The following is a 15,469-nucleotide window of genomic DNA, read 5'->3' as shown; positions in this document are numbered from 1 at the left end:
TTTGCAGGAACAGGCTGAATAGCGATCTTGTCCTAGATTGTACAGCATACCGGTTGCAGGTGGGGCCGGAGGATAATCGTCGTACTCACAGCATCGGCCATTTAGGCTAGATGGTTTTGAATTCGCACACGGCCCATTCCTGCCGTTGGCCACGGTAATTCGATGCTGCGGTCGCAGCCCAATTTTCGGACATTCGTCGCAGGTGCAAAACGTCGAAGTCAGCGAACTCACGATTTGCGGGCCAATCCGCTATTCGCGGGACAGTCGGTCAAATTCCGCCACAAGGCGCAACGTTTTTCTTTATTGGCCCAACTGACCCGAGCGTGCATATTTGGGCGTCATGAAAAACAAATAGTGAACATGTAAACCAGTTGCCATTCGTTGTGCCCTATGCGTACCGATAAGACGCGGGGTGATTTCAACGGACAAACTGGACTTTTGCGTTTGCGGCGGATGCACGTGCCGAAAACCCAAAACTTTGAACCTATTAAACGCGGATGGTGTGGATGGCGTTTGCTCCCAAACACCGCGTTTGCGGCATCGGGTGTCGGTCGCAATCTGGCGTTCGGCGCTTCGCGTTTCGTCTAAATCCACCGGTTCTTCCGTCATCTCTTTGTCCTCCGATTCATCAGCGTTCGGCCGCAGCCGTCAGGCCGGGAGGGGGAGGAGATGTACTTCCAGACGGCTCTCCGGCCTCCATTCCTCTCAGAAACCTGAAAAGTTCGCTATCGGTTGTCAGGACCAGCGTCGTTCCGCCTGAAATCATGTCCTTGTAGGCCTGCATTGTCCGGGTAAACGCATAGAATTCGGCTGCTTGGGCGTCGATGTTGTAGGCTTTTGCGTAGATCGCAGCCGCCGAGGCGTCAGCCACGCCGCGGATTTCCTCGACGGCGCGATACGCTTCAGATTGTATCTTGTTCAGATCGCGAACCCGGTTGCCGCGAATTCGCGCGGCTTCGCCATTGCCTTCGGAAAGAAAACGTTCAGCGATCTGGCGGCGCTCGGAGATCATGCGGTCATAGATCTTCGGACGCACACTCTCGTTGTAGTTGATCCGCTTGAAACGGATATCGAGAAGCTCGATCCCAAAAACACGAACCTTCTCTGAGGCGGCTGCGAAAATCTCTTGTTCCACAAGTGCCCGGCCTTTCTGGATTGGAACCAGAGAACCTATGTCCTGCGCACGCTCCTCATCGGTTAGAAGCGTGTCCCGCAATGGGATCCGGCCCTTCGTGGTCCGGATGATCTCTATCAACTCGTGTTTGGCGACGGCATTGCGGGTTTCGCTGCCGAGAATATCGTCCAGACGGGATTGCGCGCTGCGCTCGTCGCGCAGCCGCAGAAAATACTGCAACGGGTCGGTGATCTTCCAGCGGGCAAACAGATCGACGGAAATGTAGAGCTTGTCCTTGGTGGGCATGTCGGACGGATTGCCATCCCACTCAAGAACCCGGCGGTCGATCCGGTTGACCTCCTGAACGATGGGCAGCTTTAGCTTTAAACCGGCCGTTATAACTGGTTCTCCCACGGGTTTGCCGAATTGGGTGATAATGGCCTGTTCGACTTCGCCAACTGTGTAGAGGGAACAGGAGGCAATCACGCCAACTGCAGCCGCAATCCCTGCAATGAGACCCAGTCTGATGTTCATGACGGATCCTCCTGAAGCCTGTCGAGGTTCAAAAGCGGCAGGATGCTCGCAGTCGATCCTTCGACAATGATTTTTGACAGGATTGTGGGCAGAACATCCTGCAGTGTTTCTATGTATATCCGCCGCCTCGTGACCTCTGGTGCCTTGACGTATTCGGCCAAAAGCGCGGTGAACCGCGCGGCGTCGCCTTCCGCCTCGTTGATCCGTTTCAGGCGATAGCCGTCGGCCTCGCGGATCCGCTGATCTTTCTCGCCCTCGGCCAGCGGAATGACTTTGTTATATTCGCGGCGCGCCTCATTGATCAGGCGTTCCTTTTCCTGCTGGGCCTGGTTGACCTCATTAAACGACGCCTGAACGGGTCCCGGCGGGTTGATGTTTTTCAGCTGCACCTGGTCGATGCTGATGCCCATGGCGTACTTCGTGGACAGAGCCTGCATCTTAAAAAGTGCCTCGCTCTCAATCTCCTGCCGGCCGATGGTGATGACCTCGTCGACCGTGCGGTCTCCAACGACCTCGCGCATCACCGACTCAGAGACGTAGCGCAAAGTCGCGCTTGGCTCGCGTACCTCGAACAGGAACTTCAGGGGGTCCGAGATCCGGTACTGCACCACCCATTCCACAAGCGCGGCGTTCAGATCTCCCGTAACCATTTCGGTTTCACGTCGGCCGTCTGACGGGCTTTGGAAGGGATCACTCCTGCCCGGCGTGGTGAATCCGAATTCCTGCTTCAGTTGCCGTTTCACGGGCACCAGTGTGGCAACGTCGATGCCAAACGGGAATTTGAAATGCAGGCCAGGCGGAACCTCAGCAATGTATTTGCCGAAACGCTGGACAACGGCGACCGAGTCGCTCGGGACTGTGTAATAAGAAGACCAGGCTGCAACCGCCGCCAAGACTATCGCTCCTGCAACCAGTACCCCTCTCAGAGGCGGCCGCCCTTCAGGGAGTAATCCGCTCAGGCGGTCGCGGCCTTGACGAAGAAGATCGTCAATCTCGGGAGGATTGTTATTCTGTTTGCTTTGCCATGGCCCACGGTCTTCCGGGCCGCCGTTCTGGTCGGGCATATCGTTTTCTCCCTTGCTCGTGCGAACCGGCACTCGGCGCAGACCTTGGCGGTCGGCGGGGTGGATCCACGTGTCTTATTCCCTCTGTGTCGGCATTCCTTCGTTCTCAGCAGCCTGTATTTGTGAGTTTTCTTGTGGCGATGTACCTGTTGTATCCGCATCCCATGTCTCTTTGTCCGCCTGAGATGCGCGCCCGCCCGCGTAGAGATGCCGAAGCTGCATCTCGGAAACACCGTCGGCCTCCATCACCAGCCGAACCATCGGGTCTGCCAGCATTTCTTCGAGGAAAATTTCGGCCAGATCTTTTCCGGTCAGCTTGTCCTTTGCCAGGGCGTCATCGAGGTCGGCCAGTGAAACGGTCAAGGTTCTCGCCAGGCCGGGGTGGGATGCCCGAGAATGCAGCCTCACCGCTACAGATGCTTTCCAGGCTTCCGGGTGCAGCTGGTCGGGTGGTGAACACAGTTCCGTTTCAATGTCATACTCTCCTGCCGGAAGCCTCTCGTCGAAGTCAGGCACACTGAAAGGCCGGGCGAAAACCGCAATTGACTTTCTGACTAGCTCGTTCATAGGAGAAGTCCTCTCATCAAAGCGACAAGCGCGCCAAAGCTGCGGCTGCCAGAGCATTGCCCTTGTCGTGGTAGTCCCCGTGGAATACGCCATCCACCTTGACCTCCCAGATCCCATTCCTCTCTCTGACACGGACACGATCAGCCTGCGCAGTGGGATAATAGGGGTGTGCCGATGTTTGTCTCTGTTCCGGTTGGTGCAATGGCTTAACGAGTACGCTGGAGCTTGCCGCCTTTGGCAATTGCGTTTCTCCAAGGACCATCACGGCGCGAATAAACTCCTCCGCGTAGTCATCCGCGTTCCGGTGGTCATGCTCGTGCCGCACCATGGCCATCGGCTCAACAAAACGCTTCTTCAGGTGCTCAAGAAAACGCGGTTCCGTGTGGGACATGTAAGCAATGAGCGACTGGAGAACCCGTTCATGGGCTAGAACGCGCCGATCAAGATCGGTTGTTTCAGGCAGAGGTGGTGACATGGCGCTGCTCATCCTTCATTGATCGTGTTTTCCGGACGCTCCGGTGACTTGTTTACGTCAAGGGCTGCAAGGCAGGCTTGCGCGATGTCCCGGTTCGGGGTCTCTGTGCCTGGTACCGTCGCCCAGCCAGCCGTCATGAGGGCCTCTCGCTGCCGGAAGGTAGAGGCTGCCCGGATCGCCGCCATCTTGGCAGCCCGTTCCGGATCGGACCGGGCCATGTCCAGACAGACAGGCACCAATGCGGTGGCAACATGTTCACGGGCCATAGCCACGGACCTGTCGTTCGAGGTTCGGCCGGTTACCCAGCCGCCCCAAGAAAATCCAGCTACACTAACAAGTACCGCGCCGATGACGGCACCGTAGAGGCCGGGTTTAAGCCATTCGGGAGTGTTCATTGTAGTTCCTCCAGCGGCAAAGCGCCGCCTCGCTATCTTCAGGTGTCACATTGAATGCCGTGGCCAAGTGCCGTTTCCAGGTCGGTCCAGGTAATTGGCCGCATTTCTGTTCGGCCCAGCGAACATCCCTTGCCGTTTATGGTCAGGAAAATCGCTGTTCTGCGGTATTCCGTGAAACTCAGCGTCTCGATAAGTTCTTCCTCAACCAATACTTCGTATTCACCGGCAGGCAGCTCGTCCGAATATCCGGATAGGGCAAACGGGCGCGGGAAGGTCACGGTGGATCTGATTGAACGCAGCGCCATCCCCGGTCTCCGCGATGTATACGTGCCTTCCGCGCTGCAAGGGCTGCCGTATCCTGATTGCAGAGAGGTAGCCTGCATTTGCGGTCATCATACATTATCCCAGAACCGGGCGATGCGCGCTGACCCATGTTAGCGCCGCTGGGCCCTGGGCAGTGCCGGCGAACCTTGGAGCTCCCCTGATGCTTGACTTCAGAGGTTTGGACACCGGCTGATCTGCGTCAGCGCGTGCTCCAGGCGATGCGGGTATGATCGAAACAATCCGAAACATTTTGATCTTGCCAGAGGAGGCCCCGGTCCGTCGGCACGTTCGCTCCCAAGATCCGAAAACACTGAAAAGGAGGAAATGGTGATGCCCGCAGGTGGCATTCTTTACCCGCATAGCCCTGAGTTCGATCGGTTTTTGCAAGCCTTCGTTGGTGAGGATCGGAAGGGCAATGCTGTTACGGTACTTTCGGCCCTTGCAAGGCTAGAACTCGAACCTTGGGAAGAGGCAGCCGCGCTTGCCGCTTTGGAGGAAGAGGCCGCTGGTTCGCGACTGGAGATGCTGTTGTCGCAATTCCGTGACGTGCCCGAACTCAAACAGGATTACAGATCGGTCGCGCGGGAACTGACCCGTCTTCTTCCCAAACGCCGCAAGCGTTTAAGGGCTGTTTCTGGTGGCGCGGAAAACCGGCCGGTAAATTTTCCTGGATTGATATGGGCGGTACTGACGATCTTCCTTCTGATTGTGCAGTTAATACTCGCAGGCACTCCGGGAACGGGCCAATGACCTTGGGCAAAGCACAAGACGGCGACCGCAGGCAGGGCGGCACGCCCGGTCATGACAATGCGATCCTCTGGGATCTGGAGGCGCGGTACTGGACCAGCGGCGCGGATAGCGCTCGCACCGTGACTGCAAAAAATGCAATGATGATACTTCCCTATCCGCCAGGCATCCTTCAGGGCGGACAGATTCTGGAGCATATGAAGAAAAACACGGGCTGGCGAACAGTGGAAATGAGAGACCGCAGCCATATCAGGCAAGCGGCCGTTGCGGTGCTCGCCTACCGCGTTTTCGCGGAGAAGTCGGGTTCACCAATCTATGAGGCGCTCTGCGCGTCCACATATTTGCTGGACAACGGTCGGTGGCTGCGGCTGTCACATCAGCAAACCCCCACCACCTGACTCCAGCAGGATAAATCTTCACCATCGGGCGAAACCTTCAACGCACCCGTTGACATGTGAACCGGCCCCTAAGGTCAGGATTCATAACCAGAACATGGCGACGGCAGCCAATGCCCAAGCGGACAGCAGGATTCTCGGTTGTCCCAAGCTAACCTGCGTCAGTGTTGCGGGGCGGAGAAGATGAGTACATGGCTTCGTGCCTGCCGAATCTCCGGCGGCACTCATTTCCGAGCAAAATAGAAGCGCGTGAAGCGTGCGGTTCTTGAAACGAGCCGCATTGCCCAGCGTTTCCTATTCTCGGAATGTCCAGGAAAGGACATTCTAATGACGCCTGAACAAACCAATGTCACCGAGAAGATGACCTCGGTCAAAGCAGCTTGTGACAAAGCACCTGCCGGTCCCAGAAAGATCGGGCGCTGGAACACTACCAGGCTGCCGAGAAAGCGCACGAGGCGAATAACTACGACGAGACGGACAGGGAACTCAACGCGGCTGCAGAAGAGATTATCTGACTTATCTCGTCTTATTACTGACTTATCTCGTCTTAGAAGAAAATCAGGCCGCCCAAGTTTAGCGAAGGGCGGCCTCCTTCATTTCAAAAGTGGGCCGGTCTGATCCAGATACGCCGTATCGAAACCTGAAATGGCCACCAATCCGTCATAGTCGTCGAACGTCACGCGGCCGTCCTGAAAGGTCAGCAGCCGTTTTTCGCGAAGCTGCCTCAAAACACGGTTCACATGGATGGCGCTTAAGCCGAGTGCATCAGCAAGATGGTACTGCGTCAAAGGGCAAGCGAATCCTTTCTTGCTCCCCATTCCGACCAGCCTCAGCCGTTCCGCCAGTTCCAAGAAGAAATGCGCCATGCGCGAATCTGCGGCGCGTCGGCCAACCCCAACGAGGTGTTCGACGACCATGGCTTCGTCCCGTGATGCTGCCCAGAGAACGGCTGCCGCCAGGCGAGGCGTTTTCTCGAATGCTTCCAGAAGGTCGCCCCCCAGAACCTCCACCGCCTGAATGTCCGTGACCGGTTCGAAACTGTGGTCGGAGGTGCGCAGAAGGACGCTGCGCAATCCAAGAAAATCCCCTGGTATCTGGAAGTCTACGATCTGTCGGGTTCCATCCGGCTGAAGCTTGTAGGAACACACCCAACCAGCGGCCAGAATGTAAGCGGCCTGATCCGACTGCCCCTGATGCACAAGATCACGCCCCGCGATGAAGGAACGGCGGCGCAGATGCAAACGCTTCAAAACGTCCAATTCATCGTCAGACAAGGCGAGGAAGACTTGTAACTTCTTTGTAAGCGGGCTTTCTAAGATATCCGTCATCGGGGCCTCACAAGCCGGAAAAGCTCCAGGCGCAATCGTGCGGAGACTGCTTTCGGTTAGCCCAACATAGCCTTTTTTCTGCGAAGATGCTGGTGATAAGCGAGGCCGCCCGGTCGCGCGTTACTTTAACAGTTACCTGGTAGGAAGTCACAAAATGCGTAGCGAACAGGACTTCTCGGGAATGGCGGCCCTCGCAATCTGCGAAGCACTGCTGCTGGCTATGAACGATAACAAAGTCCTGCCTGAACACGAGATCATGGGTATCCTGCGCGATGCGGCAAAGACACATGAGAACGCGGCTGGCACTGACAACGAGATAGAGGCGCACCTGGCCGTGGCGGTTCTGATCAACCGGATCATTGCTAGCGGGAACTCCGTTCGGAGGCCGCCGGGATGACACATAATTTCAGCGAGATAGATATCGCCCATGCCGTTTTCGTCCAACTCGAATAACGCACAGGGCCAACAGCCCGGTCATCAAGACATGCCAGTTGGCACATGCCACCAAGACGGCAGCGTCCAAACTGACATGTTGAAAGCCGGATCTGCCTCGACCGCGCTGCAAGCGCGGGTCCAGCCAGGACCCTTGCCCGTCACGGGCGGGGCACCCGGCGCGGGATACCCCTCCGGTGTAACCGGTCCAAGACAGGAAGAGGCGCGGCTGACCGCATCAGACTGGACACGAACCCTGATGAAGTACCGGCAGCCAATCCCCTCTCGCAGTATTTTCGAACTGACGGTCACGCTCGCGCCTTTCGTGGCAATATGGGCGGTTGCCTGGTGGGTGCTCTCGATCAGCACCGCGTTGGCACTGGCTCTCGCGTTGGCGAATGCAGCCTTCCTGCTCCGGCTGTTCATAATCCAGCACGACTGCGGGCATGGTTCCCTGTTCCGCGACCGGCGTCTGTGCGATTGGATCGGTCGCGTGATCGGCGTTATCACGCTGACACCCTATGACGTCTGGCGCAAGACCCACGCGATCCACCACGCCACGAGCGGAAACCTGGACCGGCGGGGCATCGGAGACCTGCCGGTGCTGACAGTCAGGGAGTACCGCGGGAAGGGATGGCGCGGCCGTACGCTTTACCGCCTGTTACGCCATCCGGTTTTCCTGTTCGGGGTGGTGCCGTTCTACACGTTCTTCCTGCACAACCGGCTGCCAGTACACCTGATGCGGTCCGGCTGGCGCTACTGGTTGAGTGCGATGGCGACAAATGTTGCCATAGGCCTCACTCTGACAGTGATTGTCTTGCTGGGCGGTTGGGAGGTAATGCTGTTCGTCTTCCTGCCGACGATGCTTCTGGCCGCAATAGCCGGCATGTGGTTTTTCTACGTGCAGCATCAGTTTGAGGAAACCAGCTGGCGGCACGAGGAAGACTGGAACATCCGGGACGCGTCCCTTCACGGCAGTTCGCACTACGCTCTGCCCGGCATCCTGCGCTGGATCACCGGGAACATCGGAGTCCACCATGTGCATCACCTGGCCAGCCGCATCCCGTTTTACCGTTTACACGACGTAGTCAAGGATCACGACGTCCTGGCACAGACCAGACGCATTACGCTTTGGGAAAGCTTCCGCTGCGCGCGACTGCACCTTTGGGATGAGAAAAGCCGCAGATTGCTGTCGTTTGCAGAGGCCCGGGCACTTCCCACCTGAGCCTTGCGTAATATTGCCACTGGTCAGTGAATTGGTGCGTTGGATAGGAAACTGGGAGCATCTCAATAGGACATTTGTTGCTCCACGGACGGCCACGTCTGTGCCAGTAGGGTTTCTTTCTGAGCCAGTATTGTCGGGACAATTGGGCTGATTATTCAGTTGTCGCTCTAGTCAGGAAGGTGGATGCTGCGACCGGCATATCGTCAGCGGCAAAGGTATGAATGAAGGAGGGCGGACAGATTGAGCTCATGGCCGACTATGAACCCTATCTTGCGCTCGCAATTGTCATCCTTCTGTTCGCAGCATTTCTTTCCGAGCGCTTCGAACCGGACGTAACCGCTGCGGGGGCCGCCGCGCTGTTTGTCGTATTGGGGTTTGTCCCCACGAATGAAGTTCTGGCAGTGTTTTCGAACCCTGCACCCATAACGATCGCCGCGATGTTCGTAATCAGCGGCGCGCTGGTCCGAACCGGGTTTCTCGACGCACTTGCGAACAAGGTTGTCGCCGCAGGGAGCAAGCGCCCGGTCGCCGGTATTGCGGCGTTTCTCATCGCGACGCTAGTCGCCTCGGGTCTGATTAACAACACGCCGGTCGTCATCGTCCTCATACCGGTGGCCATTCGTTTGGCGCAGAGCCTGGGCTTTGCTGCGACACGCCTGTTGATTCCGCTATCCTACATGTCCGTCCTGGGCGGGACGTGTACTCTGATCGGCACGTCGACCAACCTTCTGGTGGACGGCGTTTCCCAGGCGTCTGGCTTGGAACCGTTTTCAATTTTCGAGATCACACCGGTCGGTCTGGTGGCCGCGGCCACAGGCGGTGTGGCGCTCCTCCTGCTTGGACCTGTCCTACTGCCGAACCGAAAGGATATTGCGGAACAGGGCGGCGACGATAAAGCGACTTTTTTGACCGAGGTACGCCCGCAAGAGGACTACCCAAATATTGGTCGAACGATTCATGAAATCGCCGCCCTCAGCCGAAGAGGTGTTGAAATCGTCGGCATCCGTGCGCGGTCTGGAGTCAAGAGAGAGGGATTGAGTGAACACATACTCGAACCGGGCGACAGGATCATTGCCAAGGTTGCGACATCAGAACTGCTCACCCTCAGAAAACTTGAAGGGATCGAAGTCGGGTTGCGCCAGGGGCCAGCGGCCGAAAACACCTCGGAGCTGATCGTCGCCGAAGCTATCGTGACGCTTTCACGCCGAAGCCGCGGAGTGCGCATTGCCCAGCTTGCCATGGGGCACCGATACGGCATGCGTGTTCTTGGCGCCCACCGACATGGGGAAGTGCTTGGACCCGACCTGTCGACGGCGCTTTTGCGCCCCGCCGATACACTGCTTTTGGAAGGAACGCCTGAAGGCTTTGCCCGAATGACCGAGGCGGGCGATCTTGCCGCGATCACAGATGCCGGGGGGCGCGCCTTCCGCCGCGGGAAAGCGCCGCTAGCTCTGTTCGCGCTTTTCGCGGTTATGGCGCTCGCCGCAGCCGGGTTCGCCGAGATCAGCGTGCTTGCCCTTGTCGCGGTCGCTGCCATCCTCGTGCTCCGGTGCATCGACAGCGGCGAAGCCTGGGCGTCCATCGACGTCAGCGTCCTTGTGCTGATCTTTTCCATGCTAATCGTCGGAAGCGGTATGCAGAATGCAGGAGCTGTCAACCTGATCGTGGAGACATTGGTGCCGACTCTCGTAGAGTTGCCCCTAATTGTTACGCTCGCTGCGATCTACATACTGTCTTCGGCGCTCACCGAGGCGGTTACCAACAACGCCGTTGCCGTCGTCGTTACACCTCTCGCGATCGGTGTTGCGGAACAACTCGGTGTCGACGCAAAGCCGTTCGTCGTCGCTGTGATGTTTGGCGCAAGTGCAAGTTTCGCCACTCCGGTCGGCTATCAGACCAACACATTGGTATATGGCGCAGGGAACTACAGGTTTTCCGACTTCCTCAGGATCGGCGTTCCGATGAATCTTATCGTCGGCGCAGCCGTGGTCGGGGTGATCCCGGTATTCTTCCCATTCTAGGGTATCCGGTCTTGTTCTGCGGTGCTTGTAGCGCTTTTTGTGCGCGCTGCGTGAATTGTCAGCAGGAGTAGCATGAGGATCCCGGCCGTTGCGGCAATAGCCGATCCTGAGAGAATTCCAAGCTTTGCGGCGTTCAGCGTCGCCGGATCGAAGGCCAAGCCCGCTATGAACAGCGACATCGTGAAACCGATACCAGTTAGAAGCGAGCCGGCCAGAATTAACGGCCCCGACAAGCCCGGCGCTAACACTGCCAGGCCTGATCGGACAGCTAGCCAGCTGAACCCGAAGACGCCGATCGGTTTTCCTAGCACCAGACCGACAATTATCGCCAAGGAGACCGGTTGTTCGAAATCGGCACCCTGAACCGTGAAGCCGGCATTTGCCAGCGCGAAAATCGGCATGATTGCAAAGCCGACCCAAGGGTGCAGCATTGTCTCGAGCCGTTCGACTGGCGAGAGTGCCTCCGTGACCGCTCTGCTTGCTTGACGCAGGTTATGGCGGGTTGCGGTATCTCCCTGCTGCCGATCGCCGGCCGGAACGGCGCGTAGGCGCCCAAGGATTGCATGCAGCCGGGCATCGCTTACCCATATGCGCGTCGGCGTCATAAGGCCCAGAATGACCCCTGCGATGGTCGCGTGAACGCCGGAGGCGTCGATGCATAGCCAGACTGCCGCACCGAGAAGAAAATAAACCGGGACACTTCTGATCCCGACGCGCGAGGCGCCTGCGACGATACCAATTCCCAGCAGACCCAAACCGAGCGCCGACCAGTTCAACGCTTCCCCGTAACCGAAGGCGACTACGAGAATTGCGCCGATATCGTCAAAAATGGCCAGAGAAAGAAGGAACAGACGCAAGGTGGACGGGATCCGCCTTCCGAAAAGCGCCAGGCACCCAATCACGAACGCCGTATCGGTTGCCATCACGGTTCCCCAGCCGTGCGCCCCGGGCTGCCCGGACATCAACAAATGATAGAGCGCGACCGGCACCACCATGCCGCCCAAAGCGCCCGCGAACGGCAGGGCGGCCTGTCGCGGGTTTTGCAATTCGCCCAGTACGATCTCGCGCTTGAGCTCCAGAGAAAGCACGAAAAAGAAGAGGGTCATCAGCCCGTCGTTGATCCAGTGTCGCAGCGAGCGGGTGAAATCGAACGAACCGAATGTCAGGCCAATTGGGGTCTTCCAGAAGCCCAGGAAGCCTTCTTGCCAAGGCGAGTTTGCCAGCGCCAAAGCCAGCAGAACAGCCAGGAACAGAAACCCACTCGCGACCGCTTGGATCTCTAGGAAGCGTGCGAAGGGTTTTGTTATTCTATCGGCGGACTCTTGGGGCAGGCTTTGATGATTGTCTATCATGGGACAACTACGCCAATTCGGGTGAAAAGAGACTACGCCATTGAAGCGTGGACGCAATGACCACGTGGATCAATGTCTTGCTATGCAGGAGCCATCCACGCAGGATATTCACCAGCAGGTTTTTCAGTTTCTGAGAAACGGACAATGCGGAAACGGTTGATTAGGCTTCACAAATTTAGGAACAGGTTAGCATCCGGCATTCATGAAGCCCCGGAGTTGGTTCTTTGTCATTTCCCCGGGAACGTCTCCGAACAATAGCAGGATAGTCACCAGAAGTCGTTTGTCAGGCTTCGGTGCTTCGGCTCTTTCCTTGAGCCAGCTGTGACTTTCCAAAGTCGAGTCCGCTTCACTCAGGATTTTGAAACCAGCGGCCAATAGATGCGTGGACATTCGGCCGCGTCTTAATGGTTTCCAGGTCGTTCCTGAACCAGACCGAACGGACGCCCGACGGCGACGCCATGATGCTCTTCTGTTGCAACTCCCAACTTGCACGGTTCTAACCTAGGGCCAGATCTTCGATGGCTAACTCGATCACAGCCCGTTCGACATGTTCCGACACCTGGTTCTTCAGGATCGGTTTCTTGCGGCTTAGGTCCATCAAGGCCTCGCAGTCCGATTTCGCCGCCCGTCGCGCCAATATCGGCAAAGCGTAGCTGAAGGTCACAGGATCCGAATGCGAGGATCGTCAGGCCTCTGATCTGCAACATTGTTTCCGAACTCTGGTGATATCACATCAGCGTCCGGTTCCGGATCGCGCTCCTGCGGTCGGTTGCTGCAGCACCACATGGCGGCAAAGTGCCCGTTCTGCCGAATGCTTCACCATGCAAAGTGAGCAGCAATGCGCTTGAAAGCTGAATTTGTCGAATGGAAACAAGCGCGAGTCAGGCGTCGGTGAATTTTCCAATCGTCTTGGTATTAGCGAGATAAGCAACGGTTCTCTTCATGCCTTCTTGTATTTCGAACTGGATGAGCCGTCTTGGAGAGCAAATGCGGCGGTCGTGAGGGTGGGCGGAATGCTCGTTACCCCTGTCATCGAATATAGTTGTATCTAATGTCCGCAGTTTCCGTTATCTGTGGTATTGAGGGTAGAGTTGAATTTGACTTCAACGCTGCCAAATCTCCTCGCAAAAACAATTTTAGCAACCCAGGCCGACCTCGGAACGCTTGTGCGGCTTCTGGATTGCTGCGCCCATGGGCGCCGAAAGGAACGAATTTGAACAAATTGGATGTGGACGTAACGGATTCGCTGAGCAGCCACCAATCACGGATCGAACATGCGCGACACCGCCTCGGTACCTTGCCTTCTGCTCGCGACGAAAGGCGTGCGATCGCCGGCAAACGCGACGAGACAATCGAAATCGTCATCGCTCCCTACTCCACCGACATAGCAGCACACCGAAAGAATGTCGGGATCGAGTTGGACGAAGCGCTGGTTCATAAGATTCTTTCCGACCGTTATCGCCACGTTACCATCACCCAAATTCGGACACGTCGCGATCTCGAGCGGTTGGCGAACCGGCGGCCCGACCTTGTATTCTCGGGTGTGAAATATTTCACTTTTAAAGGTGAAGATCTCTGGCTGAACGATTTTCTCGACCTGCATGGAATCGCCTATATTGCATCGGGCAGATCGGCGCTGGACAACGAACACGACAAAGCTCGGGCAAAAAGTTCCGTTAGCGCGGCCAATGTCGCGACGGCGGAGTTTTTTCTCACTGCGCCGGGCGAACATCCGACCGCCGCCGCCATCCCTCTTCCCTTTCCACTCTTTGTAAAGCCCGTAACCGGCGGAGACAGCCGCGGCGTCGATGCAAAGTCTATCGTCCACGATTTCGATAGCTTCCGGCGCAAAGTCGCGGATATCCACGAGAACCAAATGTCGCCCGCATTGGTTGAGACCTATCTTTCCGGCCGGGAATACAGTGTCGGCATTTTCGAGGATGCCTCCAACGGGAATCTGCGCGCCATGCCCATTGAAATCATCGCGACGCCGAACAAAAACGGGGACCGAATTCTCGACTATGATGTCAAGAAACAGGACTCCGAAACCGTCGCGCCGGTGACAGACCCAGCGACGCGTCTGCAGCTTGGAATCCTCGCCAAGGCGGCATTCCGGGCCTTGGGTGGCAAGTCGTTGGGACGCATCGACATCAAGATGAGTCACTCAAACGTGCCGCATTTCATTGAAGCGAACCTGATGCCTGGCCTGCGAAAGGGGTATTTCTATCGCTGCTGCCTGCTTAACCTCGACATGACTTACGAAGCAATGATTCTGACAATTGCTGGTAACGGTCTTGCAACCAGAGGCAAAACTCCAGACCACATGAATAGCTGTTTGGGTGGAGAAATACTGGTTTTATGAACGCCGATGCCGTCGGTGGCCCGTTCTTGTCGGCGAGTTTCAGACAACCAATCAAAGTAGGCGGCAGGATCCTGTCGCCCGATTGCCGAACGAGCGAACTGGTTCATTAGAGAGGAAATCAGATGTCCAAAAGGGATAAGAAACGCGGGAACCGCGAAGCGAAAAAACCTAAGAAAACCAAAGAAAAGGTACTGGCAACAGCAGACTTCAACAAAGGCAAGAATGCACCGGTTTTGGGCGTAAAGAAGGCCAAGTAGACCAACGAGACCCTGCTTTTCAGGGTTGACGCATTGATACACCATACGCGTTGATCTTAGGCGTAAATGCTGTCGCCAACAGCCGGTGCGGACAGGTCTCTGTGATCCGGCGGGGGTGTTTATCCTAGCGTCCAACGAGGGGAGCTATCGCTTAATGACGGCCAGTAAACGCTACGTATGTCAGACATACCGACACGCTGAACGAGGCAAGGGGGCGGCGAAGGAGCAGGTGCTTGTCCAAGCATCTTCGATTGAGTGCAAGTCCTCGACCGAAGCGGAAGCACGCGCGCAACGGATGTTTGACGGTGGCTCGTACGCTGGCGCTGATGCATTCTCGATCGAGGTTGATGTCGAGCTCGGCGACTACAGTGACCCTACTTTCATCGTCCGGCTCGGAGACGTACCTCCTTTGGATGCGTGAGCTTCGCACTCAGCGGTCTCAAAAGCCGTTTCTAAGCTCAACATTGGATGCGGCTATAAACAGTGATCGTGTATCTGTTGCGCTTGATATCCCGGTAAATCGTGGAAGGGTCGCGTCCCAATCTGTCCGCGATCTCTAAAATCGGCATTTTGGCTTCTAGCCACTTTGCAAGCTTGCGTCGTTCGTCCAGCTTCAGGTGACAGTAGTGGCGTCCCATTCTTCATACTCCATGCAACTCTCTGTATTCGTACAGAATTTGCACTTCGTTAGTGAATCCACCTTGCTTCAAACCGAATTCGCGTAAGCAAAATTATGTGAAACTTGCACCCGCTCGCATTATTACAAATCAAACGACGCATGTGGCCTAAACTCAGAGGTACCTAGGCACTGGACCCATTAATTTGATTGCAGCCGTCTCTGCTGCGTGATTCAAGCCCGTGAGTTTCAGGGGTATAT

The 15,469-nt window shown here is 56.7% G+C and carries 16 protein-coding genes and 1 pseudogene; 8 read left to right on the top strand and 9 right to left on the bottom strand.

Annotation, left to right across the window (positions count from 1 at the left end):
- Positions 1–628: 628 nt before the first annotated feature.
- The 6 genes from hflC to Q1B21_RS21845 form a co-directional block, all read right to left on the bottom strand.
- Positions 629–1,648 (bottom strand): protease modulator HflC, encoded by a 1,020-nt coding sequence (gene hflC, locus Q1B21_RS21870; protein WP_299893141.1) that lies wholly within the window; start codon positions 1,646–1,648, stop codon positions 629–631.
- Positions 1,645–2,712, bottom strand: coding sequence for an FtsH protease activity modulator HflK (gene hflK, locus Q1B21_RS21865; RefSeq protein ID WP_299893139.1), 1,068 nt, complete (start codon positions 2,710–2,712; stop codon positions 1,645–1,647). Before hflK ends, hflC begins: the two co-directional genes overlap by 4 nt.
- A 75-nt stretch (positions 2,713–2,787) precedes the next feature.
- On the bottom strand, positions 2,788–3,279 hold the full coding sequence (locus Q1B21_RS21860; protein WP_299893137.1) for a hypothetical protein: 492 nt from the start codon (positions 3,277–3,279) through the stop codon (positions 2,788–2,790).
- A 16-nt stretch (positions 3,280–3,295) separates the two neighbouring features.
- Positions 3,296–3,754: a hypothetical protein gene (locus tag Q1B21_RS21855; protein ID WP_299893135.1), complete on the bottom strand. Its 459-nt coding sequence runs from the start codon at positions 3,752–3,754 to the stop codon at positions 3,296–3,298.
- Positions 3,755–3,762: 8 nt separating this feature from the next.
- Complete coding sequence (locus tag Q1B21_RS21850) at positions 3,763–4,149, bottom strand: hypothetical protein (protein ID WP_299893133.1); 387 nt, start codon at positions 4,147–4,149, stop codon at positions 3,763–3,765.
- A 38-nt stretch (positions 4,150–4,187) separates the two neighbouring features.
- The gene (locus tag Q1B21_RS21845) at positions 4,188–4,454 is read right to left on the bottom strand and encodes a hypothetical protein (protein WP_299893131.1); all 267 of its coding nucleotides are present in this window, start codon (positions 4,452–4,454) and stop codon (positions 4,188–4,190) included.
- A gap of 349 nt (positions 4,455–4,803) precedes the next feature.
- Between Q1B21_RS21845 and Q1B21_RS21840 the strand changes: the two genes are divergently transcribed.
- Both Q1B21_RS21840 and Q1B21_RS21835 read left to right on the top strand, forming a co-directional pair.
- The gene (locus Q1B21_RS21840) at positions 4,804–5,223 is read left to right on the top strand and encodes a hypothetical protein (RefSeq protein ID WP_299893129.1); all 420 of its coding nucleotides are present in this window, start codon (positions 4,804–4,806) and stop codon (positions 5,221–5,223) included.
- Positions 5,220–5,618 (top strand): hypothetical protein, encoded by a 399-nt coding sequence (locus Q1B21_RS21835; RefSeq protein WP_299893127.1) that lies wholly within the window; start codon positions 5,220–5,222, stop codon positions 5,616–5,618. The genes Q1B21_RS21840 and Q1B21_RS21835 overlap by 4 nt, the downstream gene beginning before the upstream one ends.
- A gap of 590 nt (positions 5,619–6,208) precedes the next feature.
- On the opposite strand, the gene Q1B21_RS21830 is transcribed toward Q1B21_RS21835, so the two are convergent.
- Entirely contained in the window at positions 6,209–6,943 is a 735-nt protein-coding gene (locus tag Q1B21_RS21830) for a Crp/Fnr family transcriptional regulator (protein ID WP_299893125.1), read from the bottom strand.
- Positions 6,944–7,097: 154 nt separating this feature from the next.
- Between Q1B21_RS21830 and Q1B21_RS21825 the strand changes: the two genes are divergently transcribed.
- The 3 genes from Q1B21_RS21825 (at position 7,098) to Q1B21_RS21815 (ending at position 10,621) form a co-directional block, all read left to right on the top strand.
- Complete coding sequence (locus Q1B21_RS21825) at positions 7,098–7,340, top strand: hypothetical protein (RefSeq protein ID WP_299893123.1); 243 nt, start codon at positions 7,098–7,100, stop codon at positions 7,338–7,340.
- A gap of 294 nt (positions 7,341–7,634) precedes the next feature.
- The gene (locus tag Q1B21_RS21820) at positions 7,635–8,600 is read left to right on the top strand and encodes a fatty acid desaturase (RefSeq protein ID WP_299893167.1); all 966 of its coding nucleotides are present in this window, start codon (positions 7,635–7,637) and stop codon (positions 8,598–8,600) included.
- Positions 8,601–8,848: 248 nt separating this feature from the next.
- Positions 8,849–10,621, top strand: coding sequence for an SLC13 family permease (locus Q1B21_RS21815; RefSeq protein WP_299893121.1), 1,773 nt, complete (start codon positions 8,849–8,851; stop codon positions 10,619–10,621).
- Here the strand turns inward: Q1B21_RS21815 and nhaA are convergent.
- Entirely contained in the window at positions 10,618–11,973 is a 1,356-nt protein-coding gene (gene nhaA, locus Q1B21_RS21810; RefSeq protein WP_299893119.1) for a Na+/H+ antiporter NhaA, read from the bottom strand. The genes Q1B21_RS21815 and nhaA overlap by 4 nt on opposite strands.
- A gap of 1,213 nt (positions 11,974–13,186) precedes the next feature.
- Between nhaA and Q1B21_RS21805 the strand changes: the two genes are divergently transcribed.
- The 3 genes from Q1B21_RS21805 to Q1B21_RS21795 all read left to right on the top strand — a co-directional run bounded on the left by Q1B21_RS21805 (position 13,187) and on the right by Q1B21_RS21795 (position 15,013).
- Positions 13,187–14,335, top strand: a complete 1,149-nt coding sequence (locus Q1B21_RS21805) for a hypothetical protein (RefSeq protein WP_299893116.1) — start codon at positions 13,187–13,189, stop codon at positions 14,333–14,335.
- A gap of 122 nt (positions 14,336–14,457) precedes the next feature.
- Positions 14,458–14,592, top strand: coding sequence for a hypothetical protein (locus tag Q1B21_RS21800; RefSeq protein WP_299893114.1), 135 nt, complete (start codon positions 14,458–14,460; stop codon positions 14,590–14,592).
- Between the two features lie 229 nt (positions 14,593–14,821).
- Positions 14,822–15,013 carry a hypothetical protein gene (locus Q1B21_RS21795; protein WP_299893112.1) on the top strand — a complete coding sequence of 64 codons (192 nt, stop codon included), beginning with the start codon at positions 14,822–14,824 and terminating at the stop codon, positions 15,011–15,013.
- A gap of 76 nt (positions 15,014–15,089) precedes the next feature.
- Here Q1B21_RS21795 and Q1B21_RS21790 read toward each other — a convergent pair.
- Positions 15,090–15,230: pseudogene (locus Q1B21_RS21790) on the bottom strand (helix-turn-helix domain-containing protein); the annotation flags it as partial.
- Between the last annotated feature and the right edge of the window lie 239 nt (positions 15,231–15,469).

Origin of the sequence: uncultured Ruegeria sp. (assembly GCF_947504215.1) — a bacterium.
Taxonomy (GTDB): Bacteria; Pseudomonadota; Alphaproteobacteria; order Rhodobacterales; family Rhodobacteraceae; genus Ruegeria.
The sequence above is the reverse complement of the archived record's forward strand: the minus strand, read 5'-3'. Positions and strand labels throughout refer to the sequence as shown.

Bases quoted from the DNA above. Each gene is read 5' to 3' on its own strand.
- Q1B21_RS21860 (WP_299893137.1), bottom strand. From the start codon at position 3,279: ATGAACGAGCTAGTCAGAAAGTCAATTGCGGTTTTCGCCCGGCCTTTC.
- hflC (WP_299893141.1), bottom strand. From the start codon at position 1,648: ATGAACATCAGACTGGGTCTCATTGCAGGGATTGCGGCTGCAGTTGGC.
- Q1B21_RS21835 (WP_299893127.1), top strand. From the start codon at position 5,220: ATGACCTTGGGCAAAGCACAAGACGGCGACCGCAGGCAGGGCGGCACG.
- Q1B21_RS21845 (WP_299893131.1), bottom strand. From the start codon at position 4,454: ATGGCGCTGCGTTCAATCAGATCCACCGTGACCTTCCCGCGCCCGTTT.
- Q1B21_RS21815 (WP_299893121.1), top strand. From the start codon at position 8,849: ATGGCCGACTATGAACCCTATCTTGCGCTCGCAATTGTCATCCTTCTG.
- Q1B21_RS21850 (WP_299893133.1), bottom strand. From the start codon at position 4,149: ATGAACACTCCCGAATGGCTTAAACCCGGCCTCTACGGTGCCGTCATC.
- nhaA (WP_299893119.1), bottom strand. From the start codon at position 11,973: ATGATAGACAATCATCAAAGCCTGCCCCAAGAGTCCGCCGATAGAATA.
- Q1B21_RS21825 (WP_299893123.1), top strand. From the start codon at position 7,098: ATGCGTAGCGAACAGGACTTCTCGGGAATGGCGGCCCTCGCAATCTGC.
- hflK (WP_299893139.1), bottom strand. From the start codon at position 2,712: ATGCCCGACCAGAACGGCGGCCCGGAAGACCGTGGGCCATGGCAAAGC.
- Q1B21_RS21855 (WP_299893135.1), bottom strand. From the start codon at position 3,754: ATGTCACCACCTCTGCCTGAAACAACCGATCTTGATCGGCGCGTTCTA.
- Q1B21_RS21830 (WP_299893125.1), bottom strand. From the start codon at position 6,943: ATGACGGATATCTTAGAAAGCCCGCTTACAAAGAAGTTACAAGTCTTC.
- Q1B21_RS21820 (WP_299893167.1), top strand. From the start codon at position 7,635: ATGAAGTACCGGCAGCCAATCCCCTCTCGCAGTATTTTCGAACTGACG.
- Q1B21_RS21800 (WP_299893114.1), top strand. From the start codon at position 14,458: ATGTCCAAAAGGGATAAGAAACGCGGGAACCGCGAAGCGAAAAAACCT.
- Q1B21_RS21840 (WP_299893129.1), top strand. From the start codon at position 4,804: ATGCCCGCAGGTGGCATTCTTTACCCGCATAGCCCTGAGTTCGATCGG.